The organism is Thiohalomonas denitrificans (genome assembly GCF_900102855.1).
Taxonomy (GTDB): Bacteria; Pseudomonadota; Gammaproteobacteria; order Thiohalomonadales; family Thiohalomonadaceae; genus Thiohalomonas; species Thiohalomonas denitrificans.
This window is the reverse complement of sequence record NZ_FMWD01000002.1, coordinates 1-22,621: the sequence shown is the minus strand read 5'-3', so window position 1 is coordinate 22,621 and position 22,621 is coordinate 1. Positions and strand designations below refer to the sequence as shown.

Here is a 22,621-nt window from a genome sequence, read left to right as displayed (position 1 = left end):
TCACCCCGATCTTATTCGTGGTAGTCGACCCAGCTGCCCGGCACCCGACCGGAGGCCGCCAGACTCTCGTTGTCGACAAGCTTTTCAAGTAGGTCCGCGTCGTAGTAGATGGTCATGGCCCCGTTTGTTGTCGGCTTCCGATCGGCGACAAAACCGCCGCGAATCAACGCGCCGCCGTTCAGTTTGATATCCCCTGCGTCATCCTCGGGAGGAACATCGAATGCGTAGACCAGCCCGTAGACTTCGGCGCCGGCATTGATATCCAGCTGCCCGTCGGCTATCACGAGGAGGACCGGGCCGGCGGATGAACCGATCTCGATCTTCAGGTCACAAGCACCCTCGATCCAGTAGAGGCCGTTTGACGCTGTATCCAGCGTTGAGCAGTCGGTCAGGAGGTGGCCGGCGGCTGTCGCCTGGTCCTTGACCTGGTTGTACTCTTCCGTTGGAATTCCGAATACATAGTCGAACATGTCAGCGGGAAAAGGATTGGCTTCACCGACGATGTCGATCCCCGCATCCCCGTCCGCCGTCAACGATTCCGGAGTGGTGCCGGGACAGGAGCCGTCGTTCAATTCGTATTCCCCCACCTCACAGGTGGTGATCGCGGTGCCGACGTCGATCGGTTGATCGGACCACATCGAGACGGGCACCCCGGTGCCGCCGCCGTCGGGGTTGGTTACGATCTCGAAGCTGCCGGAGACATTGGACGCTGCATCAATCGTCAGCGGAGATGCCGGAGAGGAGGCGACGAGTTGATAGATATAGTGGCTCTGGCGAATGGTGGCGGAGCCGGTGCCATCATCGCTTGTGCCGGTCGCGATGGTATGGATGAGTGAACCACGCATGTCTTCATCATCGTGATCATCGGGATCGATTGTGTATGCGCCCGGACCCACATGGTCGCAAGTGCCGTCTGGCGGGTCCTCGTCCTGGCATCGGGCCACCAGGTAGACACGGCGCGGTTCGTCGTCGGAGAGTTCAGCGACATAGTTCTTACTGTTGTCGTCCGGATCCTGATAGTAGACAAAATTGGCATCGAAAATATTTTGGCTGCCGTCGCCGCAGGGGAGTTCAATACTGGTACCACAGCTTACCCAGCGGGTCTCCGTGACCCACGCATTGGAGAGATCCCTGATATTGCGGCTAATGAACATGGCCCCCTCGTCGAGGCCGCGCTCTGCCTCCACGAATGATTCGGTGGCGCGTTTGTCGTTGCCGAGTATCCGCTGTGTCATCAGGCTGGTGCGGGCGCCATAGAGGGTAATCAGCGTGATCGCCACCAGGAGGATGAGGGAAACTACCAGGGTGGCGTAACCGCGTTGTGCAGACAAGGATGTCATCATGCCGGTCTGCTCCTTAAGGAGTGGTGATGCTGTCGTTACGGATCCGGATGGTCTGTTGCAGGGTTCGCGCAACCTCCGGGTCGTTGGCCAGCTGGCCGTTGATGGTGATGGTGAGCCGGCGCACATTGATGCTTTGGCCCGTGGACAGGGATACGGACGCCGGGACGAGGTCAAACTGCAGGTTCGTGATTGCTATATTCGAGGCGGTGATGTTCTCCCAACCGCCCGTGACACAGTCGGCTCCCGACTGACGCTCCTCAATGGCCTGGCTGGTAGTGTCGAAACGGAAGCCACGTCTTTCATCCGGGTGATCCTCAGTGGGTGTTTCTGTACCGTCATCGAGGTTGCCATCGCCGTCCTCATCGTAGCTGTAGAGCAGACAGTCGAAGTCGTCTGCAGGGGAGTCACCGTCGGTGTCGGCGATGATGATGGCGTCAAAGATGTTGGCGAAACCGGTTCCGACATTGGCCGGGTCATAGACCGCCGGCATGTGACCGGCCCGGCGGATATCGCGGACCATGTAGGTCATCGCCGCCGCCAGCTCCTCTTCTATTTTGGTGATCTTCAGCATGTCGGAGTTGGAGCGGACTGTGGAGGCAAACACCGAGAGGACTCCGCCAATCACCAGGATTCCGAGGGTGACGGCGATCATCAACTCGACCAGGCTGAAGCCGGCGTCGGGCAGCGAACGAAGGCGGGGGTTCATTGCTAGCATGACGGGTATCCCATAACGTCATCGTCTGAACAGAGGCGCACCCGCCCTAGTGCGCTGACGACTACTTGGGTTTCATAACCGCTGGCGGAGTTCAACCGAATGGATCGGTCGGCGCCGCCGCCCCGGTGCGCATCGAAGGCGAAATTGAAGTCGGCGGTGTGGAAGCCATCCAGGGCGATGTTGCGGAAATCGTGGGCGGTAGTGTTCTTCGGGTCGCCATCAATGGCGCAGCCTGGAGACGCTGTGCAGTCGCAGCCGCCGGCGTCGCTGAGCCCGTAACACCAAGGGTCAGTGCCGGCAGGGATCTTCAGTTGAACCGTGATATTCTGGTTCCGTTTTATCGCCTCGGAACGGGCGTACTGCAGATCCTGATAGACCTGTTCGATGGCTGCCTTGAGGCGGTGGCGTTCCAACGTGTCCTGGAACGAAGGAACACCCAGAGTGATCAAAATGGCGAGCACGGAAATTGTGATCATCAGTTCGATCAGGGTAAAACCGAAAGGGAGACGGACCATTACTGTTTGCCTTGGATTTCTCTAACGGTCAGTGTATAGGTTTTGTTAGACGAGAATCGGCCTGAAAGGACCGTTCGCCCAGTTAACCCAACCATTCGTCGGGGCAAGGAGGAGAAGAGTGACATGAGAGACCGTGGATTTACGCTGATTGAAATAATGATCGTGGTTGCGATTGTTGGAATTCTGGCAATGGTCGCGTACCCCACCTACAAGGAATCGGTACAAAAGAGTCGCCGCTCCGATGCGATGGCCGCCCTGCTGGAATTACAGCTTTCCCAAGAAAAGCTTCGAACCAGTTGCGCGTTTTATGCAGAAGACATCCAGAATACCAGCGCCTGTGGTGCAGATGCTGCGGGAACCGATGTGGCAGGTAGTCAAACCAGTCCGGAGGGGTTCTACAATATTGATATCGTCACCGGGACGGGCAGTTCCACCGGCTATACCGCGACGGCAACGCCGACCGGAGGGCAGACGGGTGACAGCTGCGGCACTTTTGCGATCAACAAGGACGGACCCGACCACTCCGGTACTTATGCTGACAGCGGCTGTTGGGGCAAGTAACTCTCCGTGTTTAATATCCTGGTTGTAGGCGGCGGTCTCATTGGGCTGCTGACGGCCCGCGAATTGGTCCGGTCGGAGGCGAAGGTCACCGTCATGGAGCGGGGTACTACCGGCCGGGAGTCTTCCTGGGCAGGTGGGGGCATTCTCTCGCCGCTCTATCCCTGGCGCTATCCGGAGCCGGTGACGGCGCTGGCGCATTGGGGTCAGCTCCGCTATGAGGGAATCTGCCGGGAGCTTTCCGATACGACCGGGATTGATCCGCAGTGGACCCGTAACGGGCTACTAATGGTCGATGTGACGGAACCGGAGTGCTCCCGTGCGAGCGCCTGGGCGTCTCGGTACGGGTACCGGTTGGAACCGTTGGACAGGGCCGGACTCGAAAACTGTGAGCCGGAGTTGGGCCAGGGCGAAAGCGGCCTCTGGATGCCCGATGTGGCACAGGTCCGGAATCCGCGCCTGCTACAGGCGCTGCGGGCGGACCTCGAAAAGCGGGGTGTCGCCTTCGAGGAGCAGTGCGAAGTTCAGGGGTTTGTCAGCGAAGCCGGCAGGATCACGGGAATTCGCACCGCTGCCGGGATTCGGCAGACGACGCGCGTGGTTGTGGCCGGCGGGGCGTGGACCGGGAGGCTGTTGGAATCGACCGGACTTTCTCTCCCGGTTGAACCGGTTCTTGGCCAGATGGTGCTTTTCAACGGTCCGCCTGACCTGTTGCACCGCATTGTCCTTGCCGGTGAACGCTACCTGATACCGCGCCGGGACGGCCGGGTGCTGGTGGGCAGTACACTGGAGAGGACCGGATTCGAGAAGGTGACTACGAAGGCGGCACTCGAGGAGCTCAAGACGGCCGCGTTCGGCATTCTCCCCCGGCTTCGGAACGTTCCGGTGGAGACGCAATGGGCCGGTTTGCGACCGGGCTCACCTACGGGAGTCCCCTTTATAGGGGAGCATCCTCAAATCCGCGGTCTGTATGTGAACGCGGGACAGTTCCGAAACGGGGTGGTCATGGGGCTGGCATCGGCACGGTTGCTGTCGGACCTGATGCTGAGACGGGAGCCTATCATCGACCCTGCACCGTATCTCCCGGGTACCACCGGTGCCTCCGCTCACGGGGGCATGGACTTTGTCTAAGACCCTATCCTATAATCGAGTTATGGAAACCATGGATCGACAAGCTGCCACCATCAAATTGCGGGAGCACGGGATTACACCCACGCAGCAGCGGGTGGAAATTGCCCAATACCTGTTTTCCCAGCCACGCCACGTTTCAGCGGAACAGGTGATGGAGCTGGTAAACGGCGGACGGCCCCGTGTCTCCAAAGCCACCATCTATAACACTCTCAACCTCTTTAGCCGCAAGGGGCTGGTGCGGCAGATTATCGTCGACCCCACCAAGATGTTCTACGACTCCAACGTCGGAAAGCATCACCATTTCTACAATATCGATACCGGTGAGTTGACGGACGTGCCGCCCGGGTCGATTCAGGTGGATGACTTGCCGGAACTCCCCGCCGGGACCGTGGCGGCCGGCATTGATGTCATCATTCGGGTTCGCGCAGAGCAGACCTGATTCCGGGAGGTTGTCCCGACAGGCGGTGAATACCCCGCAAGCTTCCGCTGTTGAGGGTTTCCCTGGCGTCGCGGCATGCTTTCATCCCCGGACATAGTCCCATTGCCAGCCTTCTGTTCTCACAACGGATATCGTTGTCGGCGAGGCCCAGCCTCGATTGCTGTATTTTACGGTTTTCCGTATACTTCGGCGCTCTCCCGCAAGGGAGAGGGGCCGGCATAGTCCAGTGGTCAGGACAATTCACAGGTCTCGAGCGGCAACGTTCTGATTCTTAATAAGAAAAGCGCGCAAGGTCGAGGCTGGACCCGTCTTGGTCTATTGAGGTTTCGCCGGAGTAGCTCAGTTGGTAGAGCAATCGATTCGTAATCGATAGGTCGTAGGTTCGACTCCTATCTCCGGCACCATAAAAGCAAAAAGGGGAAGCCAGGCGGCTTCCCCTTTTTCGTATCCGCTCCCGGTTCACCTGCGCGTTCGAAGTCCCGGCCAGGCAGGTCGAATTTTCGGGCTAAAGCCCGCCTAAACGGTAAAGCGCATCGACAAATCGACGGCGCGCAGGTCCTTCGTCAGTGCACCGATGGAGATGTAGTCCACCCCGGTTTCGGCCACTGCACGGATCGTTTTCAGCGTAATACCCCCCGAGGCCTCCAGCTTGGCCCGTCCCGCGTTCAGGCGGAACGCCTCGCGCAGTCGTTCGGGCGTCATGTTGTCCAGCAGCAGGATATCGGCACCGCTCTCCAGGGCCTCCGTAACCTGCTCCAGGTTCTCCACCTCCACTTCGACCGCTACACCGGCGGGTGCCTTCTCCCGGGCGTTCGTCACGGCGGTTTTCACCGATCCGGCCGCGGCAATATGGTTCTCCTTGATCAGGATCCCGTCATAGAGGCCTATACGGTGGTTTACCCCACCGCCGCAGCTGACGGCATATTTCTGGGCCCGACGCAGGCCGGGGAGGGTCTTGCGGGTGTCCAGGATACGGGTGCCGGTCCCCGCCACCGCATCGACATACGCGGCCGTGCTGGTTGCGGTAGCGGACAGTGTCTGCAGGAAGTTGAGGGCCGTGCGTTCACCGGTCAGCAGGTGCCGCGCAGAACCCTCCAGCGTGCAAAGGGTGCGTCCGGCGCCGACGCGGTCGCCCTCCCGTACCCACCAGTGGATCTGCAGGCTCCGGTCGAGCTGACGAAAGACCTCGTTCACCCAGGGTTGCCCGCAGATAACCGCTTTCTCCCGGGTGATGATAGTGGCCGTGGCCGGGGCGGCCTCGGGAATGAGCGTGGCAGTGAGATCGCCCCCGCCCACATCCTCCGCCAGTGCCCGGGCCACGTCATCATGAATGATGGCCGCATCGATCGCGGAAGCCGCCATCAGTTCACTCCGAGCAATTCCACATCAAACACCAGCGTTGCATTGGGCGGGATCACGCCACCGGCACCCCGGCTGCCATAGCCCAGTTGCGGCGGCAAGGTGAGTTTGCGGACGCCGCCCACCTTCATGCCTGCGACTCCTTCGTCCCATCCGCGGATGACCTGACCGCTGCCGAGTTTGAAGACCAGGGGATCGTCACGGTCCTTGCTGGAGTCGAACTTGTCGCCGCTCTCGAGCCAGCCGGTATAGTGAACGGTCACTTGCTGGCCGGCTTCGGCGGTTTCACCAGTGCCTTCCTTCAGATCCTCGATCTTCAATCCTGAATCGGTAATGCGTGCAGCCATTGGGTATTCCTCTTTGATTGAACTCTCAAGATATTTAAAGCTTACCGTAGGGCAGATTAGGCGCGCCACCACCGGTCACAAGGGCTCCGTTTCGCCCGCGCCGTAATCTGCCGTTTCCCGGCCTCGCCGACGTGGTGCATTTGAAGAATGAACCCTATGGCGTAGGGCGTATTCTGATGTGTCACCGCATTCCCACAACGCCGACAAACTTTCAGCGTACACCAATCACCGCTTCGGGCACGTCCCAAATGCGCCGACTCCGACCATCGCCGAACCGGTGCATTTGAAGAATGCACCCTATGGTGGGTGGCGCCTAATCCGCCATTCCCGGCCTCGCGACATGATGCGTTGGAAGAATCCTGCGTCTAAAGCCGCACGACTTGCATCATCACTCCGCCCGCGACGGTACCAGCGGCGCGAGAAAGAACAGTCCAGCGGCGGCGACCACGATGGCCGGCCCGGCGGGGAGGTCCCAGTGCCAGGAGCCGTAGAGGCCGCAAGCCACCGCCAGGGCTCCGAACAGTGCGGCCAGTGCCGCCATCTGTTCGGGGGAGCGGGCAAAATGGCGGGCGGCGGCGGCGGGGATGATGAGCAGGGAGGTAACCAGCAGGATGCCTACCACCTTCATCGCCACGGCAATTACCAGTGCCATCAGCAGCATAAATGTGGCTCGCACCGCCGCTACCGGCACACCTTCCACACGGGCCAGTTCTTCATGGACCGTTATGGCAAGCAGCGGCCGCCAGATAGCCGCCAGCAGGCCCATGACCAAAATCCCCCCGCCCCAGACCCAGGCGACGTCTATGGTGGAGACGGCCAGAATATCGCCGAACAGATAACCCATCAGGTCGACCCGAACACTCTCCACCAGGGCAATCGCAATCAGCCCCAGGGCAAGGGCGGTGTGGGAGAGGATACCGAGCAGCGTGTCGCTGGCGAGCCGCTTGCGTAGCTGAAGCCCTACCAGAAGCAGGGCGAGAAGGACGCAGATGGCAATAATCGCCAGGTCGACGTTTACCTCCATCAGCAGCCCCAGGGCCACACCCAGCAGGGCGGAATGGGCGAGGGTGTCGCCGAAATAGGCCATGCGCCGCCAAACCACGAAGGTGCCGAGCGGTGCGGCAACCAGTGCCACACCAATGCCGGCGAGCAGGGCGCGAATCAGGAAGTCATGCATGGTGATGATTTTTCCCTTCCCGGCACTGCCCGCACCAGCCTTCGGACTCACTGCCATCTTCGTGGTGGTGGGTATAGGGCACCAAGCCGGTCTGATTGCGGAACATGGCCCGAAACGCGGGTTCGCCCCGCACCTGCTCCGGCCGGCCGGTACAGCACATCTGCTGATCCAGGCAGAAGACCCGGTCGGTGCGTGCCATCACCAGATGAAGATCATGGGAGACCATCAGGACACCGCAGCCGCGCTGATCGCGAAGTCCGGCGATCAGCTCATACAGTTCCGTCTGCCCGTTGACGTCCACCCCCTGCACCGGTTCGTCCAGGACGAGTAGCTGCGGCTGTCGCAGCAGGGCACGGGCGAGTAGAACGCGCTGCAATTCGCCGCCTGAGAGATTGTGCAGCGAGACCTCCAGCAACGCCTGGGCGTCAACATCGCCGAGCGCACGGATCATCTGCTGACGGTCCATGCGCGAGTAGAGGCTCAGGAAGCGGCGTACGGTCAACGGCAGGACCGGATCTACGTTCAGGCGCTGGGGCACATAGCCCACGGTGACCCCGCGGGGGCGCCGCACCCGGCCCGCACCCGGCTGGTGCAGGCCGAGCATGATCCGCACCAGCGTTGATTTGCCCGCACCGTTGGGCCCAATCAGGGTGACGATCTCCCTCTCGTGTACCGCCAGATCAATATTGTCGAGAACCGTGCGGTTACCGAAGCGGACAGTGACGCCCCGTACTTCGGCGAGTAGCTGGGGATCAGCCATCGGCCGTATCCCGGCACCGGGGACAGATGCCGCTCACCTCGATGGTCTGGTGTCGCGCCTCGAAACCGCTCCGTTCGGCTCTCTCGCGAACGTGTTCCGACAGCCCCTCGTCGGCCAGTTCTGCCACCATGCCGCACTCGCTGCAAACCAGAAACTGGCCATTGTGACGGGTCTCCGGAGTACAACATCCGGTAAAGGCATTCCGGCTCTCGATGCGGTGCACCAAACCCTGGGCTAACAGAAAATCCAGGGCTCGATACACGGTGGGCGGCGCGGCCTTGACACCGGCAGCCTGCATTGCCTCCAGGATTTCGTAGGCACCGATGGGTTTGTGCTGGCTCCAAATCAGTTCCAGGACCTGCTGGCGCTGAGCGGTGAGGCGCGCACCTCGGTGCCGGCACACGTCAGCGGCACGGGAGAGCGCATCCTGAATACAGATGCAGTGATCATGCTCCCCTGCCGAGAAGGGGTCGATGATGGCCGGATGATTCATGGACTCGCTCGGTGTGGTAACTGGTATATTATAACGTATCGTATCCGTCTTTGAGCCACTTTGATGATAGTGCCCATGAAACGTCCGCTCCTGTTCGCACCCTTGCTTCTGTTGGCTTTTTCGGCGGCGGCGGAACCGCCGCCCAGGGTGGTGGTGAGTATTGCGCCGATTCACTCTCTGGTGGCGTCGGTGACTGGCGATGCGTTGAAGCCCGATCTATTGATGCCACCCGGTACTACGCCTCACAGTTATGCGCTGCGGCCCTCGGAAGCCCGTACCCTGGCTGAGGCGGAGCTGGTCATCTGGATCGGTGAACACCTGGAAAGCGTGCTGGCCAAACCCTTGGCGAGCCTCGGCGCCGATGCACGGCAGCTGGAGCTGATGGGGGCGCCCGGCGTCTCACACCTGCCGGCCCGGCGAGCCGGAATTCGGGAAAGCCGGGAAAAACAAGCGGACGGCCATGGTCATGGTTATGGCAGCGAGGACCCGCACCTGTGGCTGGCGCCGGCAAATGCCCGTGCCTTTGTCGATGCGACTGCGGCGATGCTGGCAGACGTCGATCCCGAGCGGGCGGCGGTCTATCGGGCCAACGCCGAACGGACCCGGCAACGTATCGACGCCCTCGAGAGTGACATTCGGCGCCGGCTGGATCCCGTGAAACCGCTGCCCTACCTGGTATTTCACGACGCCTACCAGCATTTCGAGCACGCTTTCGAGCTCGGTTCCGTTGGTGCGATCGTGGAGAACCCGGAGCACCCTCCCGGAGCACGCCGATTGGCGACGGTCCGACAGAGCGTACGGGAGCGGGGCGTGCGGTGCGTGTTCTCCGAGCCGCAATTCCGCTCCTCGGTGGTCGACCTCATTATGGAAGGAGGCGGTGCACGCCATGGCGTGCTCGACCCGGTGGGCAGCGAGTTGAATCCGGGGCCGGACCTCTGGTTCGAACTCATGGACGAGCTGACCGAGTCCCTGGTCGCCTGTCTGGCGCCCTCGGAATAGACTCGATAGTGATAATCCCTGCCGATTACGCCAGGTCCAGCAGGAGCAGACTGGCAGCCATCAGCGCCATCCCGCTGATCAGCCCGTAGACGGCATCGTGCCCCTGGCCATATTTCTTGGCGTTGGGGATGAGCGTGTCGAGGGCGATGAAAACCATGATTCCCGCCACCGCCGCCAGTACCGCACCCATCACGACATCCGACAGAAAGGGCATCAGCAGCAGGAAGGCGACAATTGCCCCGACCGGTTCGGCTAGCCCGGAGAGCAATGAAAACCAGAACGCGGTACGGCGACTGCCGGTGGCGTAGTAGATGGGGACCGCGACCGAGATCCCCTCGGGAATGTTGTGCAGGGCTATCGCCACGGCGATCGCAACACCGATAGTGGGATCGCTGAGGGCGGCCATGAAGGTGGCGATACCTTCGGGGAAGTTGTGGATGCCGATCGCCAGTGCCGTGAGAACGCCCACCCGCTTCAGGTGGCGGGCCTCGGCCCGCTCCATCTCCTCGACCAGCATGGCGGTGTGGGGGTTTTCGATGGAGGGGACAAAAAAGTCGATGATGCTGGTCAGCAGAATGCCGGCAAAAAAGGCGCCGGTAATGATCCAGTCGGCTTGTTGAGCTCCGGTGGCACTCGCTGCCAGCTCGATCCCTGCAGGCAGCAGTTCCAGAAAGGCCACATAGATCATGACCCCGGCGGAGAAGCCGAGGCTGGCCGCCAGGAATCGCTTGTTGCTACGGCGCGTAAATACCGCAATGGCGCTCCCGATCCCGGTCGAGAGTCCGGCCAGTGCGGTAAGGCCGAGAGCGAAAAGAATATCGTGCTCCACTCGGACTCCCCTGCAGGCGCCACCGTGAAAACATGCTGGGCATCACCTGGTCCCTTCGTGTACTCGGTCCCCTTCCGGCGTGGTGCGCGGATCCAGGAGCCCGTCCGAGAACATCGTTTTTTCCAGGTTGGCGTGTGTATGCGAACCCCAACGATAATTTTGTCGGGCGCCAACCTACATTTTGGAGTCCATCGCTATTTTCGGCCAGGCCTAGTGTACTGTTGCATGCTTGGCGATACTTTCAGAGCCCCCCAAAAAACGTCAGGACAAGGCGCAGTGCGCAGGCAATGGTTATTCCCTTGTCAAGCGCTGCAACGCCGTCATGGCGTTTTTTGGGGGGCTCCCTTCGGGCGAGCCGCTGGCCGGCCATCTGCGGCGTTGCGTTTCTTGGAAAGGGCACGCCATTCCCTGCGAAACGCGCCTTGCATCTGGCCGGCCAGCGGCTCGCTGAAAGCACCGCCAAGCATGAAACAGTACACTAAAAGGGCTTGACCACGGTCAGGATGACAATCGCGGTCAGCAGCAGCACCGGAAATTCATTGAACCAGCGATAGAAGACATGGCTGCGCCGGTTTCGGTCGGCGCGGAAGTCACTGACCAGCTTGCCACAGTAGAGATGATAGACGACCAGTACCGTGACCAGGGTGAGTTTGGCGTGCAGCCAGCCGCCACCGAAGCCGTACCCCAGCCACAGCCAAAAGCCGAAACCAAGGGCAAGCACGACCAACATGTTCATGAACCGGTAAAGCTTGTGTTCCATCAGCTTCAGGCGTACCACATCGGCCGGCTCGGTGGCCATGGCGTGATTGACGAACAGCCTCGGCAGGTAGAACAGTCCGGCGAACCAGGAGACGACAAAAATGATATGAAAGGATTTGACCCAAAGCATCAGCTCGAACTCGTGCCGTTCAACATGTCGATGATACGCCCCTCAATGAGCTCCATGTCCAGTTCTCCGAGCTTCTGCTGGACGATGCGTCCCTCGGGATTGATCAGAAAGGTGGTGGGGGTCAGTTTCACATCCCCGAAGGCGCGGGCGGCGCTGCCGTCATCGAGTGCAATGGTATAGGGAATGTCGCGGCCGCTGACCATTTCCCTTACTTGATCGGGAGGATCGTAGGACATGGCCACTCCAACCACCGCCAGACCCTGTTTGCCCAGTTCACGGTGCAGTTTGGCAAGGTGTGGGATCTCTTCGACGCAACTGGGGCAGGTCGTAGCCCAGAAGGTCCACAACACCGGCCGGCCGCGCAGGTCCGCGAGACGGAGCGGCTCACCATCGAGCGTGGTAACCGTCACATCGGGTGCCTTGTTCGCGCCCCCGGGGGTAAACCAGAGGTAACCCATCACGCCAATCAAAAACAGGGCAAAAACCGCGATGGCGATTTCCTTGGTTCTCATCTGTATCGTTACTCCGATTGTTTTCGTGCCATTGCCATTGCCATTGCTCTGCGCGAGGGGCTCTGAGTGCCACACTTCCCGCATGGTCCACTAGTCTTGTCGACCGGTTCGCCGCTGTTCCGGTTCCGTTCCACTCTCCTCCTCGAGGTCCGGACGGAAGTCGGCCGGTAACGGCGGCTCCTTTTTCACCTTCGGAGCGGTAACCTCAAGGAAGGCCGTTGCCAGCGCCCGGTAAATGGGGGTAGGGCACACCAGCCGCGATACGCCGTTCGCGATGAAGGCGGTGGCCATCAACGGGAGCAGCATCTCCTGGTTGTCAGTCATCTCCATGACGATGACGAAGGCGGTGATCGGCGTTTGTACCACCCCGGTAAAATAGGCAGCCATACCCAGGATGATAATGGCAGTAGCGGAGATTCCGGGCATCAGAGTCGCCAGATCGGCGCCCAGACCAGCGCCGGCTGCCAGTGACGGGGCGAAAATGCCTCCCGGGATGCCGCTCAGATAGGATGCGATGGTGGCCAGCATTTTCAAAAAGGGATAGGCGGGGGCGATCTGTTCGCCTTCGCTGATAATCTGCTGCGCTTCGGCATACCCCGTGCCGTAGGTGAGGTTGCCGGAGAGTAGGCCGATTACCGCTACGGCCAGACCGCACAAGCCTGCCAGCCACAGCGGGTGCGCGCGGTAGAACGGCACCAGTCGCCGCGAACCGGAAATCAGGATCTGGCTGAAAATCCCTCCCAACAGCCCACCGGCGACACCGCAGACCGGGATGGCAATCCAGTCTGCTCCATAGGTAAACAGTACGTCGGTACTGCCGAAATAGGTGTAATTACCGGCCAGGATCAAAGCGGTCATACCGGCGAAAATGACCCCGGTGAGCATGACACCGCTGGTGTTCTCCTCGAAAGAGCGGCTGATCTCCTCAATGGCGAAGACCACCCCCGCAAGCGGTGTATTGAAGGCAGCGGCAATTCCCGCCGCTCCGCCGCTCAGGATCAGGGCGCGCTGCAGGTAGTGGGGCGGATATTTCACCCAACGGCCCAGGGAGAACATGATTGCCGCGCCGATATGCACCGTCGGGCCCTCACGACCGATGGAGGCACCGGAAAGCAGTCCCAGCGTCGCCATCAGAATCTTGCCGACGGCGACGCGCACGGAGAGAATACGATTTTGCATCTCTCCCTTGGTGCGCGGGTCGAGCGCGGCGAGTGTCTGCGGGATGCCGCTCCCTTCCGCGCCCTGAAAATAGTGTCGCGTCAGCCAGGTGATGGCCATCAGGCCCAGGGGAGAAAGTACCAGGGCGGCGAGCGGATAGTCGTGGACGATGGCGGCAAATATATGGTTCGCTCCGTCCGCCATCTCGGCAAACAGGATGGCCACCACTCCCACCAGTACGGCCCCACCCCATAGCGCCATCCGTATCTGCCAGGCGGCGCTGGAGAAGAGCTTTCGACTGGAAAATATTCGCATGCGAATCATGGATTGCCAAAGAGGCGAGATAAAAAGGGAGATGCGGATGATAGCACAGGGCTGCTCGGCAGTAGTTGACATGCGATGGGGCGCCGCTGTAAGTTGGACTCCATTCAGGCGGATACAATAACAATAACTGTATTCCGACCTTATAGAGCGGCCTCGGCCGCTTCTTTTTTTCCAGCTCCCTCTTTCGTTCGTCGCCCTCACCTCTTATCATTTCCCATCCGATCTCAATCCAGAAGAACTCGACCATGGTTTCAGCGGGCATCGTCGGCGGTACCGGCTACACCGGTGTAGAACTCTTGCGGTTGCTCGCCTCCCACCCGGAGGTGGAGCTAAAGGTAATCACCTCCCGTTCGGAAGATGGTACGGCGGTGGCCGACATGTTTCCGAATCTGCGTGGCCGGGTAGACCTGCGCTTCACGACACCGGACGTGGGTGCACTCTCCGAATGCGATGTGGTGTTCTTTGCCACTCCGCACGGGGTGGCCATGAAAAGTGCTGGCGAGCTACTGGAGCGCGGCGTCAAAGTCATCGACTTGGGTGCCGACTTCCGGATCAAGGATATTCCCCTGTGGGAAAAGTGGTACGGCATGGAACACACCACACCGGAACTGGTTGCCGAAGCGGTCTACGGGCTCCCGGAACTAAATCGGTCGGGCATCCGCGATGCCAGGCTAATCGCCTGTGCAGGTTGCTATCCCACCGCGGTTTCTTTGGGCTATCTGCCGCTGCTGGAGCAGGGCCTCATCGACCTTAGGGGAATGATCGCCGACTGCAAGTCGGGAGTCAGTGGCGCCGGCCGTGCGGCCAAGGTGGCCACCCTGATGTGCGAGGTGGACAGCAGCTTCAAGGCTTACGCCGCCCCCGGCCATCGGCATCTGCCGGAGATCCGGCAGAATCTCTCCCGGATAGCCGGCGCTGATGTACCCGTGACCTTTGTGCCCCATCTGATCCCTATGATCCGCGGCATCCACGCGACGCTCTACGGTACGGTGGCTGACCGAAACACCGATCTGCAGGCTCTGTTTGAATCCCGTTATGCCGACGAGCCGTTTGTGGATGTGATGCCTGCCGGCGCTCATCCCGAAACCCGCAGCGTGCGCGGTGGCAATATGTGCCGTATTGCCGTTCATCGTCCTCAAGGGGAGGATACAGTGGTGATCCTTTCGGTGATCGATAATCTGGTCAAGGGGGCCGCCGGTCAGGCGGTGCAGACTATGAATATCATGTTCGGATTGAATGAGACGGCAGGGATCGATGCCATTACCGTATTGCCATGACCCATGTCGTCGTTCGTCCGCGAAGTCCCTGGCGTGTGCGGCTGTTCATAGTGATAGCACTTACAGCAACGCTATTATCGGGTTGGGGACTGTTCGAGTATGGTCGCTATAAGGGCGGCTTTGATGCTACTGCAGTCGCTGAGGAGCGTCGTGAACTTCAGGACATCAGCGCCACTCGCATGGCGGAGAACCGTCGCTTGCGGGAGCAAATGGCCGTTCTCAAGCGGACCCGGGACATCGAAAAGGAAGCCTATCGGGAACTCGAGGGAACGGTGGCCGAACTTCAGGATGAGCTCCTGGAGATCAAACAGGAGTTGGCATTCTACCGCGGTATCGTCTCTCCACGTGACGGTCGGGAAGGCCTCAAACTGCAGGACTTTGAGCTGGTGGCCGGGCCCTCCGCCCAACGGTGGCACTACAAACTGGTGTTAACCCAGGTTCGCAAGAATGATAATGTAGCGGCGGGCGCCATCCGGATGCAACTGGAAGGCGCGATGAACGGCAAAGCGGCCAAGCTGGAACTGTCCGAGGTGGATAGCCAGGACCGCAAGGCACTGGCGTTCCGCTTCAAATACTTCCAGGACTTTGAGGGGAATTTTGAACTGCCCGAAGGCTTCAAGCCCCGACGTGTGTTGATCGTCATCGACCCCAGCGGCAAGGGGTACAAGCGTTTTGAGCGGACGTTCGACTGGCCGGCAGAGGAGATTTGAGATCATGTGGGGTAAGAGTACGAAGACCAACGGCAAAACGGCGAAGATCGATACGCTTATCGGCCAGAACAGCGAAATTCGCGGTGATGTGGTGTTCCGTGGTGGCCTGCACGTGGATGGCACCATCTGCGGCAATATCTCTGCCGACCCGGACAGCGGTTCGGTAATGAGTCTTTCGGAGCGAGGCGTGGTCGAAGGGGATATCCGCGTTCCCAACGTGGTGGTGAACGGAGCGGTGATCGGCGATGTCTACGTCACAGAGCACATTGAGCTTGCTGCCCAGGCCCGAATCACCGGCAACGTCTATTACAAGCTGATCGAGATGGCCCGTGGTGCCGAGGTGAATGGCAGTCTGGTTCATTGCAAGGACGATGAATTGGCTTCAAAGCAGCCTCAGCTCGAGAAAGCGGAGCCCATGCTGCTGGAAGAGAATGACGATTCTTGACTAATTGAATCGGGAAATCGATAATGGGGGTTGCCGGATTTAAATTCCAACTGCCCAATCCAAGTGTTTCGGAGATAAGTTATGAGTGAAGCTGAAAGCCCGCTGAACTTTACCGACAGTGCCGCCGATAAGGTAAAACAGCTGATCGAAGAGGAAGGAAACAGCGATCTGAAACTGCGTGTATTCGTCACCGGCGGTGGCTGCTCCGGTTTTCAGTATGGCTTCACCTTCGACGAGAACCTCAACGAGGGCGATACCTCGGTGGAGAAGAATGGCGTTACTCTGCTGATCGATCCGATGAGTTTCCAGTATCTGTCTGGTGCGGAGATCGATTACAAAGAGGATCTGGAGGGGGCGCAATTCGTGATTCGCAATCCCAACGCCAGCACCACCTGTGGTTGCGGGTCTTCCTTCTCGGCCTGAGTATTCGTAAAGTTTCGGCCAAAACGGCCTTGGCGTGCAACGCCAAGGCCGTTTTTCGTTTTTGAAAACAGCAACTTGTAAACCTTCTCCCGAGGGCGGGGCGGTTTCTGGTATCCTAACGCCCTCTTTTTGGGGCTGGAGTATGGAATGAGCGAGTATCTTCCCGGTCTTGAGGGTGTTCCGGCCACCCGCTCGAATATCTCCTTCATTGATGGGGAGAAGGGCATCCTGGCGTATCGCGGGTACCCTATTGAACAATTGGCTGCCCACAGCAATTTCGAAGAAACGACATTGCTGCTCCTCGATGGTCAACTTCCGTCGAGCGATGAGCTGGAGCAGTTCGATTCACAGCTGCGCCGTAATCGCCGGGTGAAGTACAACATCCGCGAGATGATGAAGCACCTGCCTAAAAACGGGCACCCGATGGAGATGCTCCAGACGGCACTGGCGAGTCTGGGGATGTTCTATCCGAGCAATGAGTGCATGGTCGGCTCCGACCTTTGTGAGGATTTGGACTATATCCATAACATGACCGTCAAGATCATCGCGCGGATGCCGGTGATCGTGACCATGTGGGCACACATCCGCTCCGGCTATGATCCGGTCGAGCCGCGTCCGGACCTCTCTTATGCGGAGAACTTCCTCTACATGTACACCGGTGCCGAACCGGATCCCGAACTGGCGCGGATTCTCGATACCTGCCTGATTCTCCACGCCGAACACACCATCAATGCCTCGACCTTTGCGGCGCTGGTAGCAGGCTCCACCCTGGCAAGTCCCTACGGCGTCATCGCTGCAGCGATCGGCACGCTCTCCGGACCACTGCACGGCGGGGCCAACGAGAAAGTGGTGCACATGCTGCACGAGATCGGCAGCCCCGAAAATGTCTCCCGCTGGCTCGATCGCAAGCTCGCCAGTAAGGAAAAGATCTGGGGTATGGGACACCGTGAGTACAAGGTGAAGGACCCGCGGGCGACGATTCTGCAAGGCTTGATGGAGAAGCTGGCGGAGTCGCGCGGCGGCCGGGTCTCGCCTCTGCTGGAGACCGCACTGGCCCTGGAGGATGCCGCAGAAGCGCGTCTGGGTCCCAAGGGCGTCTACGCCAATGTGGATTTTTATTCCGGGATTCTCTACGCGGAGATGGGGATTCGGACCGATCAGTTTACCCCGATCTTTGCCGTTGCCCGTGCCGCCGGGTGGCTGGCCCACTGGCGTGAACAACTCGCGGACAACCGCATCTTCCGGCCTACCCAGGTCTACACCGGCGAAACGGGACGTGAATTCGTCCCTATCGACCAGCGTTAGCCGTGTTGCAGGTTGGTTTTTCAACCCGACGGAATGACGGGTTGGATATCAACCTGCAAAGGTTTACAGGCAAACACATACTTACATTTTGGTGCCAGCGAGCGGAGTAAGTCCTTGATAGCAGGTACGCTGTGAATACGACCTACAGGGATGTAGGGAGTGCAGATCATGCAGGGAGCAATTATCTGTCATCCGTGTACGCTCGACGGCAGCATTCCTGCTGCTGACGACCTGCTATCAAGGACTTACTCCGCTCGCTTCAAAGTATGCGGTGCCCTGCAAAGGTTTACGCGTACGAGTGATCCGGTACACTTCTCGCCACTAGCCACTAGCCACTAGCCACTAGCCACTAGCCACTACCTGGCGAGTGACCTTCCGGGGTAGATGGCTCCCAACGGTACCGGTTCGCCTGCGCCGGTGACCTCCGGCAGATTGCCCGGCAGGCCGCGCAAGGTCTGCCGGGCCAGCCAGGCAAACGCCGCGCCTTCGACCCACTGCGGCTCCAGGCCCCAATGGTCCGTGGTGACGATGCTGCAGCCGGGCAGACGGGCCCTGAGGCGCTCCAGCAGCAAGGCGTTGTAGGCCCCTCCACCACATATCCCGATCTCGTCCACGTCTGGCAAATGGCCGCGTATCGCATCCGCGACGCTGGATGCCGTCAGTTCGCACAGCGTGGCCTGCACGTCTTCCGGTGATTCGGCGCCGACTTGCCTTGTAACCCATTCCAGATTGAAGTGTTCACGCCCTGTACTCTTGGGCGCTGGTGCCTGGAAGTAGGGGTCGGACAGGAAACGTGCGAGCAGCTGTGGCCGGATTTTTCCCGATGCGCCCCACGCCCCTTCCTTGTCGTACGCTTCATTGCGGTGTTGCCGGATCCAGCAGTCCATCAGGACATTCCCGGGTCCGGTGTCAAACCCGGTTACGGGTTGTTTCCGATCGGTCGGTAGCAGGGTCACGTTTGCCATGCCCCCGATGTTCACCACCGCACGAGCACGGTCAGTGCGGCGAAACAGGGCACTGTGAAATGCGGGGACCAGCGGCGCGCCCTGCCCACCGGCCGCCATGTCCCGGCGCCGGAAGTCGGCCACTGTGGTGATTCCGGTGTGTTGCGCAATCCGGTTGGGGTCGCCAATTTGCAGGGTGAAGGGCGTATCGCCCCCCGGCGAGTGATAGAGCGTCTGTCCGTGACTGCCGATAGCCCTGACTTTTATCGCTTCCAGACGGGCGGCATCGAGCAGATTTTGTGCCGTATCCGCAAATGCCGAACCGAGCAGGTGGTCGAGCTCTCCCAGGCACTGCAACGGGTGTGGAGAGCGTTCGGCGGCCAGCCGGAGCAGTGCCCCCCGGAGGGCTTCCGGGAGCGGTTGGGTGTGGGTTGCGCGAATCCGGAGCGGCTCGATGGCGAAGTCGACCAGCACCGCATCAATGGCGTCCATGCTGGTCCCCGACATCAGACCGATAAAAAGCTCCGAGTCGGGGGGCATGTTATTCCGCGGCGGCGACCTGGGTGCGTTTGAGAACGTCCAGTTGCGCCAGGATTGTGCTGGCCTTTGCCTGAAACTCCGCCCGGTACTGATCAGCAATGGGCTCCGCCTTGGGCAGCTTCACGGTAAGCGGGTTGCGGTGCACGCCATTGAGGCGGAATTCATAGTGCAGATGGGGGCCGGTCGCGAGTCCGGAAGCGCCGACGTAGCCAATCGTCTGCCCCTGCTTCACGCGGCTGCCGACTCGCAGGCCGCCGTAGCGGGACATATGACCATACAGGGTCGATATGCTGCCGCCATGCTGGATAATGATGGTGCGTCCATAGCCGCCTTTCCAGCCACGGTGGATGATTTTCCCGTCGCCGGAGGCCTTGATGGGTGTCCCTGTACCGGCAGCGTAATCGACTCCGCGGTGGGGGCGCTTCTTGCCCAGTACCGGATGGTGGCGTTCACCGGAAAAACGTGAACTGATTCGGCGAAAATCGACGGGAGAGCGCAGGAACGCCTTACGCATGGAGCGGCCGTCGGGGGCATAGTAGTTGCTGCGGCCATCCGCGTCCGCGAACCGTACGGCCCGGAATACCTCGCCCCGGCTGACGAACTCTGCGGCGACGATGTTTCCCTCGCCCAACTTCTCGCCATCCAGGAAACGCTCCTCGTAAAGTACCAGAAAGCTGTCGCCACCGCGGATGTCCAGGGCAAAATCGACGTCCCAGCTGAAGATGCCTACCATCTCCATGATGAGCCGGTCCGAGAGGCCGGCATTCTTGCCGGCGGCATATAAAGAGCTGTCGATCACTCCGGCCGAGTGGGTCAGCCGGGTTTCCACCGTTTTCATCTCATGACTGACATCGAAACCGTCATCGGTACGGAGGAGCAGCATCGATTGAGTCGGTGAAAGACGGTGCTCGAGGCCGTGGAGCTCTCCGTCACGGATGTCGAATCGGAGTACCTGGCCGGGATGGATCCTGGTCAGCGACTTGGCTTCAGCTCCGGCGTTCACTACCCGGTGCAGTGCGCGGGGGCTCAGATCGAGACGGCTGAAGATCGCCGCAAGGCTATCCCCTGACTTGACGGTCACTTCCTGCCATTCGGCAGTAATCTCGGGTTGTGCCTGCTGTGGAGATTCCCGGGTCGGTTCCTCGACTGTTGCAGTCGCGCGCTCTGGCAGTGCGAGTGATTCCGTGAGTGCACGACTGAAGGCCTGTCGGTCTCCCGTCATCGGGTCGTGGCGGTTGGCTTCCGCATCCGGTCCCGGCCACAATAGACCTGCGGCGGTACCCATGGCGACGAGCACAGCGAGGGCATGGAAATGTTTCTTTTTCCATGAAGGCCGCTGTTGAGAGTCCAGCGGTTTGAAGTCGCGCGATAAAAGGTCTGTTTGTTTATTCACGGCTAGGGCTTGATCGTTTTTTTGTAAGATACCCGCCGTACCCCCGGGGGGTCAACGCGGTCTTTCAATTGTTAGACGTATTCACTGCAAGGAGACTGCAGTCAGTTGATTTTTATAGATCGCTGTGAGGTTGAGGCCTCAACTGCACATGCCACATGTAGGCTGTGCTAACCTTAGCGGCTTTTCTGAGAGCCGTGTGGAGTTTTCGGATGACGACGCTGGACGAAGCGCTTGCCCTGATTAAGCGTGGCGCCGATGAGATCCTGGTGGAATCGGAACTGGTCGAGAAGCTCAAAGAGGGCCGGCCGCTCCGGATCAAGGCGGGCTTTGACCCGACCGCCCCCGATCTGCATCTGGGGCACACCGTACTTATCAACAAACTGCGCCAGTTTCAGGATCTCGGTCACGAGGTCATGTTTCTGATCGGTGATTTCACCGCCATGATCGGCGATCCGACGGGCAAGAGCGCCACCCGCCCGCCTCTTTCGCGCGATGATGTGATTGAAAACGCGCAGACCTACGAGCACCAGATCTACAAGATACTGGACCCGGAAAAGACGCTGGTAATGTTCAATTCCAGCTGGATGAACGACATGGATTCCGCGGCGCTGATTCAGCTGGCTGCCCGTCATACCGTGGCGCGGATGCTGGAGCGTGACGATTTCCACAAGCGTTACCGTGGCGGCCAGGCGATCGCAATCCACGAGTTTCTCTATCCGCTGATTCAGGGATATGACTCGGTGGCCATGAAGGCCGATGTCGAACTCGGCGGTACCGATCAGAAATTCAATCTGCTGGTTGGGCGCCAGCTGCAGGACAGCTATGGGCAGAAGCCGCAGGTCGTACTGACCATGCCGATCCTCGAGGGACTCGATGGTGTACAGAAGATGTCCAAGTCCCTGGGCAACTATATAGGCATCACCGAACCGCCCGATGAGATGTTCGGCAAGTTGATGTCGATCTCGGACGACCTCATGTGGCGCTACTTCGAACTGTTGAGCTTCCGCCCGATGAGCGAGATCGAGGCCTGGCAGCGGCAGATTGCCGACGGCCTGAACCCCCGCGACGTGAAATTCGAGTTGGCAGTGGAGGTGGTCTCGCGCTTCCATAACGCGGCTGCTGCCGAGAAGGCCCGGGAAAACTTCGTTGCCCGTTTCCAGAAGGGTGCCTTGCCGGAGGACCTCCCCGAAGTGGAGCTGACGGCCTCGGAGGGCAGTCTTCCCTTGTGGTCGGTCATCAAGGAGGCGGGTCTGACCCCCAGCACTTCCGAGGCGCGGCGGATGCTGAAGCAGGGGGCGGTCAAGCTGGACGGTGAACGGGTTACCGACACCAATCTCGCGCTGTCTGCGGGGAGCAGCCATGTTGTCCAGGTCGGCAAACGTCGCTTTGCCCGGGTTGTCGTGACATAACGCGGAACCTTTCGGTCAAAAACTGTACTATTCTTTACCGGCAGAGAAACTGATTCTCAGCCTTTTTTGACGACAACCGGCTGATTCCGTGGTCGTTTTATCAGGTCAAGCGGTCAGACGGCCAGTTTGTCGGAAAAAAGCAGTTGACGGCGTCCCGGCTTGGCGTAGAATGCGCCGCTCAGTTGAGGAAACAAGGCCCTTCGGGGCAGCCAGGAAGGCGACGGAAGTGTCGTGAAGTGATTGACATTTTCGGTGGGGCGGGTAGAATACGCCGCCTTGCTGAGCGAGACTCAGCAGCTCTTTAACAATTCGGTCAGGTAATTTGTGTGGGCGCTCCGTCGGGGGTCGTTGCGAGAAAGCGACATCGATGGAGAGGCCAAAGCTAGTTGAGTTTGGACAATCTGTCGGCAAGGTTTTGTCAGTGCCTAACTGACAGCAAACTTTGAAACTGAAGAGTTTGATCCTGGCTCAGATTGAACGCTGGCGGCATGCTTAACACATGCAAGTCGAGCGGTAACAGGCCCTTCGGGGTGCTGACGAGCGGCGGACGGGTGAGTAATGCGTAGGAATCTGCCTGGTAGTGGGGGATAGCCCGGGGAAACCCGGATTAATACCGCATACGCTCTA

At 59.9% G+C, this 22,621-nt stretch carries 24 protein-coding genes, 1 tRNA gene and 1 rRNA gene; 12 read left to right on the top strand and 14 right to left on the bottom strand.

Annotated features, from left to right (window positions below):
* Window positions 1-11: 11 nt before the first annotated feature.
* From BLP65_RS02675 to BLP65_RS02665, 3 genes are read right to left on the bottom strand one after another with little or no spacing between them, the layout of a single operon-like run.
* Window positions 12-1,343 (bottom strand): pilus assembly PilX family protein, encoded by a 1,332-nt coding sequence (locus BLP65_RS02675; protein WP_092992375.1) that lies wholly within the window; start codon window positions 1,341-1,343, stop codon window positions 12-14.
* 13 nt (window positions 1,344-1,356) lie between these two features.
* Window positions 1,357-2,058, bottom strand: a complete 702-nt coding sequence (locus tag BLP65_RS02670) for a PilW family protein (RefSeq protein ID WP_139181403.1) — start codon at window positions 2,056-2,058, stop codon at window positions 1,357-1,359.
* Entirely contained in the window at window positions 2,052-2,573 is a 522-nt protein-coding gene (locus tag BLP65_RS02665) for a GspH/FimT family pseudopilin (protein ID WP_092993192.1), read from the bottom strand. The genes BLP65_RS02670 and BLP65_RS02665 overlap by 7 nt, the downstream gene beginning before the upstream one ends.
* A gap of 123 nt (window positions 2,574-2,696) precedes the next feature.
* Between BLP65_RS02665 and BLP65_RS02660 the strand changes: the two genes are divergently transcribed.
* From BLP65_RS02660 to BLP65_RS02645, 4 genes are all read left to right on the top strand, one after another.
* Window positions 2,697-3,134 carry a type IV pilin protein gene (locus BLP65_RS02660; RefSeq protein WP_092992371.1) on the top strand — a complete coding sequence of 146 codons (438 nt, stop codon included), beginning with the start codon at window positions 2,697-2,699 and terminating at the stop codon, window positions 3,132-3,134.
* Between the two features lie 6 nt (window positions 3,135-3,140).
* On the top strand, window positions 3,141-4,262 hold the full coding sequence (gene thiO / locus BLP65_RS02655; protein WP_092992369.1) for a glycine oxidase ThiO: 1,122 nt from the start codon (window positions 3,141-3,143) through the stop codon (window positions 4,260-4,262).
* A gap of 31 nt (window positions 4,263-4,293) precedes the next feature.
* The gene (locus BLP65_RS02650) at window positions 4,294-4,701 is read left to right on the top strand and encodes a Fur family transcriptional regulator (protein ID WP_245688217.1); all 408 of its coding nucleotides are present in this window, start codon (window positions 4,294-4,296) and stop codon (window positions 4,699-4,701) included.
* A gap of 328 nt (window positions 4,702-5,029) precedes the next feature.
* Window positions 5,030-5,105 (top strand) — tRNA-Thr (locus tag BLP65_RS02645).
* Window positions 5,106-5,217: 112 nt separating this feature from the next.
* Here BLP65_RS02645 and nadC read toward each other — a convergent pair.
* From nadC to BLP65_RS02620, 5 genes are all read right to left on the bottom strand, one after another.
* Window positions 5,218-6,063 (bottom strand): carboxylating nicotinate-nucleotide diphosphorylase, encoded by an 846-nt coding sequence (nadC, locus tag BLP65_RS02640; RefSeq protein ID WP_092992365.1) that lies wholly within the window; start codon window positions 6,061-6,063, stop codon window positions 5,218-5,220.
* The gene (locus BLP65_RS02635) at window positions 6,063-6,407 is read right to left on the bottom strand and encodes an FKBP-type peptidyl-prolyl cis-trans isomerase (RefSeq protein WP_092992363.1); all 345 of its coding nucleotides are present in this window, start codon (window positions 6,405-6,407) and stop codon (window positions 6,063-6,065) included. Before BLP65_RS02635 ends, nadC begins: the two co-directional genes overlap by 1 nt.
* A gap of 388 nt (window positions 6,408-6,795) precedes the next feature.
* The gene (gene znuB / locus BLP65_RS02630; RefSeq protein ID WP_092992361.1) at window positions 6,796-7,584 is read right to left on the bottom strand and encodes a zinc ABC transporter permease subunit ZnuB; all 789 of its coding nucleotides are present in this window, start codon (window positions 7,582-7,584) and stop codon (window positions 6,796-6,798) included.
* Window positions 7,577-8,344 carry an ATP-binding cassette domain-containing protein gene (locus BLP65_RS02625; RefSeq protein ID WP_092992359.1) on the bottom strand — a complete coding sequence of 256 codons (768 nt, stop codon included), beginning with the start codon at window positions 8,342-8,344 and terminating at the stop codon, window positions 7,577-7,579. Before BLP65_RS02625 ends, znuB begins: the two co-directional genes overlap by 8 nt.
* Window positions 8,337-8,837 carry a Fur family transcriptional regulator gene (locus tag BLP65_RS02620; RefSeq protein WP_092992357.1) on the bottom strand — a complete coding sequence of 167 codons (501 nt, stop codon included), beginning with the start codon at window positions 8,835-8,837 and terminating at the stop codon, window positions 8,337-8,339. Before BLP65_RS02620 ends, BLP65_RS02625 begins: the two co-directional genes overlap by 8 nt.
* 75 nt (window positions 8,838-8,912) lie before the next feature.
* On the opposite strand from BLP65_RS02620, the gene BLP65_RS02615 reads away from it, so the two are divergent.
* A complete protein-coding gene (locus BLP65_RS02615; RefSeq protein ID WP_175452410.1) occupies window positions 8,913-9,836 on the top strand; it encodes a zinc ABC transporter substrate-binding protein in 924 nt (307 codons plus the stop codon).
* 25 nt (window positions 9,837-9,861) lie between these two features.
* On the opposite strand, the gene zupT is transcribed toward BLP65_RS02615, so the two are convergent.
* From zupT to BLP65_RS02595, 4 genes are all read right to left on the bottom strand, one after another.
* The gene (zupT, locus tag BLP65_RS02610; protein WP_092992353.1) at window positions 9,862-10,665 is read right to left on the bottom strand and encodes a zinc transporter ZupT; all 804 of its coding nucleotides are present in this window, start codon (window positions 10,663-10,665) and stop codon (window positions 9,862-9,864) included.
* Between the two features lie 478 nt (window positions 10,666-11,143).
* Complete coding sequence (locus tag BLP65_RS02605; protein ID WP_092992351.1) at window positions 11,144-11,554, bottom strand: CopD family protein; 411 nt, start codon at window positions 11,552-11,554, stop codon at window positions 11,144-11,146.
* Entirely contained in the window at window positions 11,554-12,066 is a 513-nt protein-coding gene (locus BLP65_RS02600) for a TlpA disulfide reductase family protein (RefSeq protein ID WP_092993189.1), read from the bottom strand. The genes BLP65_RS02605 and BLP65_RS02600 overlap by 1 nt, the downstream gene beginning before the upstream one ends.
* A gap of 90 nt (window positions 12,067-12,156) precedes the next feature.
* A complete protein-coding gene (locus BLP65_RS02595; protein ID WP_217631883.1) occupies window positions 12,157-13,620 on the bottom strand; it encodes a chloride channel protein in 1,464 nt (487 codons plus the stop codon).
* Window positions 13,621-13,793: 173 nt separating this feature from the next.
* Between BLP65_RS02595 and argC the strand changes: the two genes are divergently transcribed.
* From argC to BLP65_RS02570, 5 genes are all read left to right on the top strand, one after another.
* Window positions 13,794-14,825 (top strand): N-acetyl-gamma-glutamyl-phosphate reductase, encoded by a 1,032-nt coding sequence (gene argC, locus BLP65_RS02590; protein WP_092992349.1) that lies wholly within the window; start codon window positions 13,794-13,796, stop codon window positions 14,823-14,825.
* A complete protein-coding gene (locus tag BLP65_RS02585; RefSeq protein ID WP_139181402.1) occupies window positions 14,822-15,535 on the top strand; it encodes a DUF6776 family protein in 714 nt (237 codons plus the stop codon). Before argC ends, BLP65_RS02585 begins: the two co-directional genes overlap by 4 nt.
* A 4-nt stretch (window positions 15,536-15,539) precedes the next feature.
* The gene (locus BLP65_RS02580; RefSeq protein ID WP_092992345.1) at window positions 15,540-15,980 is read left to right on the top strand and encodes a bactofilin family protein; all 441 of its coding nucleotides are present in this window, start codon (window positions 15,540-15,542) and stop codon (window positions 15,978-15,980) included.
* 81 nt (window positions 15,981-16,061) lie between these two features.
* Entirely contained in the window at window positions 16,062-16,403 is a 342-nt protein-coding gene (gene erpA, locus BLP65_RS02575) for an iron-sulfur cluster insertion protein ErpA (protein ID WP_092992343.1), read from the top strand.
* Window positions 16,404-16,550: 147 nt separating this feature from the next.
* Window positions 16,551-17,708: a citrate synthase gene (locus BLP65_RS02570; protein ID WP_092992342.1), complete on the top strand. Its 1,158-nt coding sequence runs from the start codon at window positions 16,551-16,553 to the stop codon at window positions 17,706-17,708.
* 356 nt (window positions 17,709-18,064) lie between these two features.
* Here BLP65_RS02570 and BLP65_RS02565 read toward each other — a convergent pair whose 3' ends face one another.
* Both BLP65_RS02565 and BLP65_RS02560 read right to left on the bottom strand, forming a co-directional pair.
* Window positions 18,065-19,192 carry an anhydro-N-acetylmuramic acid kinase gene (locus BLP65_RS02565; protein ID WP_092992340.1) on the bottom strand — a complete coding sequence of 376 codons (1,128 nt, stop codon included), beginning with the start codon at window positions 19,190-19,192 and terminating at the stop codon, window positions 18,065-18,067.
* Window position 19,193: 1 nt separating this feature from the next.
* Window positions 19,194-20,585 carry an OapA family protein gene (locus tag BLP65_RS02560; RefSeq protein ID WP_217631882.1) on the bottom strand — a complete coding sequence of 464 codons (1,392 nt, stop codon included), beginning with the start codon at window positions 20,583-20,585 and terminating at the stop codon, window positions 19,194-19,196.
* A 209-nt stretch (window positions 20,586-20,794) separates the two neighbouring features.
* Here BLP65_RS02560 and tyrS point away from each other — a divergent pair, with 209 nt between their 5' ends.
* Both tyrS and BLP65_RS02550 read left to right on the top strand, forming a co-directional pair.
* The gene (gene tyrS / locus BLP65_RS02555) at window positions 20,795-21,994 is read left to right on the top strand and encodes a tyrosine--tRNA ligase (protein WP_092992336.1); all 1,200 of its coding nucleotides are present in this window, start codon (window positions 20,795-20,797) and stop codon (window positions 21,992-21,994) included.
* A gap of 445 nt (window positions 21,995-22,439) precedes the next feature.
* Window positions 22,440-22,621, top strand: a 16S ribosomal RNA gene (locus tag BLP65_RS02550); the annotation flags it as partial.

Excerpts from the sequence above, each read along its gene's own strand:
- BLP65_RS02675 (WP_092992375.1), bottom strand. The coding sequence starts at position 1,343 with ATGATGACATCCTTGTCTGCACAACGCGGTTACGCCACCCTGGTAGTT.
- BLP65_RS02670 (WP_139181403.1), bottom strand. The coding sequence starts at position 2,058 with ATGCTAGCAATGAACCCCCGCCTTCGTTCGCTGCCCGACGCCGGCTTC.
- BLP65_RS02665 (WP_092993192.1), bottom strand. The coding sequence starts at position 2,573 with ATGGTCCGTCTCCCTTTCGGTTTTACCCTGATCGAACTGATGATCACA.
- BLP65_RS02660 (WP_092992371.1), top strand. The coding sequence starts at position 2,697 with ATGAGAGACCGTGGATTTACGCTGATTGAAATAATGATCGTGGTTGCG.
- BLP65_RS02650 (WP_245688217.1), top strand. The coding sequence starts at position 4,294 with ATGGATCGACAAGCTGCCACCATCAAATTGCGGGAGCACGGGATTACA.
- nadC (WP_092992365.1), bottom strand. The coding sequence starts at position 6,063 with ATGGCGGCTTCCGCGATCGATGCGGCCATCATTCATGATGACGTGGCC.
- BLP65_RS02635 (WP_092992363.1), bottom strand. The coding sequence starts at position 6,407 with ATGGCTGCACGCATTACCGATTCAGGATTGAAGATCGAGGATCTGAAG.
- znuB (WP_092992361.1), bottom strand. The coding sequence starts at position 7,584 with ATGCATGACTTCCTGATTCGCGCCCTGCTCGCCGGCATTGGTGTGGCA.
- BLP65_RS02625 (WP_092992359.1), bottom strand. The coding sequence starts at position 8,344 with ATGGCTGATCCCCAGCTACTCGCCGAAGTACGGGGCGTCACTGTCCGC.
- BLP65_RS02620 (WP_092992357.1), bottom strand. The coding sequence starts at position 8,837 with ATGAATCATCCGGCCATCATCGACCCCTTCTCGGCAGGGGAGCATGAT.
- BLP65_RS02615 (WP_175452410.1), top strand. The coding sequence starts at position 8,913 with ATGAAACGTCCGCTCCTGTTCGCACCCTTGCTTCTGTTGGCTTTTTCG.
- BLP65_RS02605 (WP_092992351.1), bottom strand. The coding sequence starts at position 11,554 with ATGCTTTGGGTCAAATCCTTTCATATCATTTTTGTCGTCTCCTGGTTC.
- BLP65_RS02600 (WP_092993189.1), bottom strand. The coding sequence starts at position 12,066 with ATGAGAACCAAGGAAATCGCCATCGCGGTTTTTGCCCTGTTTTTGATT.
- BLP65_RS02595 (WP_217631883.1), bottom strand. The coding sequence starts at position 13,620 with ATGTCAACTACTGCCGAGCAGCCCTGTGCTATCATCCGCATCTCCCTT.
- argC (WP_092992349.1), top strand. The coding sequence starts at position 13,794 with ATGGTTTCAGCGGGCATCGTCGGCGGTACCGGCTACACCGGTGTAGAA.
- BLP65_RS02585 (WP_139181402.1), top strand. The coding sequence starts at position 14,822 with ATGACCCATGTCGTCGTTCGTCCGCGAAGTCCCTGGCGTGTGCGGCTG.
- BLP65_RS02580 (WP_092992345.1), top strand. The coding sequence starts at position 15,540 with ATGTGGGGTAAGAGTACGAAGACCAACGGCAAAACGGCGAAGATCGAT.
- erpA (WP_092992343.1), top strand. The coding sequence starts at position 16,062 with ATGAGTGAAGCTGAAAGCCCGCTGAACTTTACCGACAGTGCCGCCGAT.
- BLP65_RS02570 (WP_092992342.1), top strand. The coding sequence starts at position 16,551 with ATGAGCGAGTATCTTCCCGGTCTTGAGGGTGTTCCGGCCACCCGCTCG.
- BLP65_RS02565 (WP_092992340.1), bottom strand. The coding sequence starts at position 19,192 with ATGCCCCCCGACTCGGAGCTTTTTATCGGTCTGATGTCGGGGACCAGC.
- tyrS (WP_092992336.1), top strand. The coding sequence starts at position 20,795 with ATGACGACGCTGGACGAAGCGCTTGCCCTGATTAAGCGTGGCGCCGAT.